The organism is Saccharomonospora iraqiensis subsp. paurometabolica YIM 90007 (assembly GCF_000231035.2).
GTDB lineage: Bacteria > Actinomycetota > Actinomycetes > Mycobacteriales > Pseudonocardiaceae > Saccharomonospora > Saccharomonospora paurometabolica.
In genome coordinates this window covers 45,572-47,571 of record NZ_KI912225.1, presented here as the reverse complement: position 1 = coordinate 47,571, position 2,000 = coordinate 45,572, and the positions used below count along the sequence as shown (strand labels likewise).

Annotated in this window: 3 protein-coding genes; all 3 read left to right on the top strand. The window is 73.2% G+C overall.

The window, feature by feature from the left end:
- The coding region (locus SACPADRAFT_RS0208885; protein ID WP_028662334.1) for a hypothetical protein at positions 1-387 on the top strand (387 nt) is incomplete at its 5' end.
- Between the two features lie 34 nt (positions 388-421).
- Positions 422-727, top strand: a complete 306-nt coding sequence (locus tag SACPADRAFT_RS0208880; RefSeq protein ID WP_007024882.1) for a type VII secretion target — start codon at positions 422-424, stop codon at positions 725-727.
- On the top strand, positions 727-2,000 hold a 1,274-nt coding region (locus SACPADRAFT_RS26540), incomplete at its 3' end, for a WXG100 family type VII secretion target (RefSeq protein ID WP_007027421.1). The genes SACPADRAFT_RS0208880 and SACPADRAFT_RS26540, both read left to right, overlap by 1 nt.

Here is a 2,000-nt window from a genome sequence, read left to right as displayed (position 1 = left end):
GAGAGCGCCCAGGGCAGGCGGATGGCGGAGCTGTCGACCCAGATCATGCGGACCGTCCAGGCCGCACAGGCCCGGATCCCCGCACTGCTGCAGGAGGCGATGGCCGAGACCGTCGGTACGGAGGACGAGACCGCGGCGACGGTCTTCGCCGACGCGAAACGGACCTTCCCCGAGCCGCCCGACGAGGAGGAGCCGGAGCCGCCGCAGGCCGACACCGAGTTCCGGTTCGGTCCCGAGGGCGACGACCCCGCGGACGGCCCCGCGGGTGGCGACCCGGCCCCGCCCGCCGGGTCCTCCCGGCCGTTCGGCCGGCCCCGCGGGCGCGACCGCGACTCCGGCGACGATCCCGATGACGACGACTTCGGCGGCCGCTCCATCTTCTCCTGACGCCGACCCGACCCGACCGACCACTGGGGGAACCGTGACGCAGGGTGGCTTCGAGCTCGACACGGACCTGGACGCGCATGCGAGCCAACTCGACGGATGCACCGAGCAGCTGCAGCAGGCCGTCGAGGCGGCGCGTGCGGTCAGCATGCCCACCGACGCCTACGGCATCCTCTGCCAGCCGTTCCGGATGCTGCTCGACCCGGTGGAGCAGTACGGCATCGACGCGCTGACCGAATCGGTCACCGCGATGCGGGCCACGGCGGACAAGGTGCGCAAGGCCGCGGAGACCTACCGCGGCACCGAGGAGGAGCACACCCGGCAGTTCGGGACCGGTGTCTGATGTCCGAGACCGACAACCCGCTCGTCGCCGAGGCGCCGGAGAACGGCGACGGCCCCGGTCCGCTGACCTCGGGCAACGGCGACTACGGCTGGGCGGGCGGCATCGGCATCGCCGAGTCCGCCATGGACACCTACAACGGCATCCAGGACGGCAACTGGGTCGAGGGCGGACTGGGCGCGATCGGGCTGGTCGCCGAGGGCGCCTCCGCCGCGATCGACCCGTTCGGCTGGCTGATGTCCTCGGTGGCGTCCTTCCTGATGGAGCACGTCGAGCCGCTGAAGGAGATGCTCGACTCCGTCTGCGGCGACCCGCCGGTGATCCAGTCGTACTCGGAGACGTGGTCGAACGTCGCGGGCCGGCTGGACGAGACCCGGAACACCTTCGCCAACGCGGTGAAGAACGGCACCGCGGGCTGGACCGGCGACGCGGCGGACGCCTACCGGGCCTCCTGCGCCGAGCAGGAGGAGACCCTCGCCGGGGCGAGCACGGTCGCCGGGGCGATCAGCACCGTGGTCATGATCATGGGTGAGGTGGTCACGTTCGTCCGGGAGACGGTGCGCGACCTCATCGCCGACCTGGTGGGCAAGCTGATCTCCTGGGTGCTGGAGACCGTGTGCTCGCTCGGTTTCGGCACCCCCGTCGTCGTGGCGCAGGCCGTGGCCGCGATCTCCAAGTGGGCGACGCGGATCGCCGAGCTGCTGCAGAAGCTGGTCGGCACCATCCGGAAGGTCTCCCCGCTGCTCGGCGAGCTCGCCGAGGTGTTCGGCAGCATCATCCGGGTCTGCGGCAAGATCGCCGGCAAGGTCACCGGTCTGGACGTGATCAGCACCGGCAATATCACGCCGGGCGGCTTCTTCCAGCGCGGCGGCCCGGACACGCCGGACCTCGGTGGCAGCGCCCCCGGTGGTGGTGGCGCCCCCGGTGGTGGCGGCGCTCCTGGAGGCGGCAGCGGCCCGGACGGTAGCTCCGGTGAGCCCGGTGACGCAGGCCCGGACGGCGGCATCCCGGACGGGGGCGGCGCCCCGGACGGTGACTCCCGGGGTGCACCCTCCGGCACCGGGAACCCCGAAACCTCGTCCGGCAGGGGACCGGCCCCGAGCGTCGACACGCCATCGGCCTCCGGCGACGGCATCCGCGTCGACTCCGTCCTGTCCGGGGACGACGCGTCCCCGTCGTCGGCGGGCCGCGGTACGACGGACGGTTCCGGCGGTGCCTCCGCCGCTCCGCCCACGGGTGGGGCCGGGGGGCGGGGAGCCTCCGGTGGCCCGGTGGG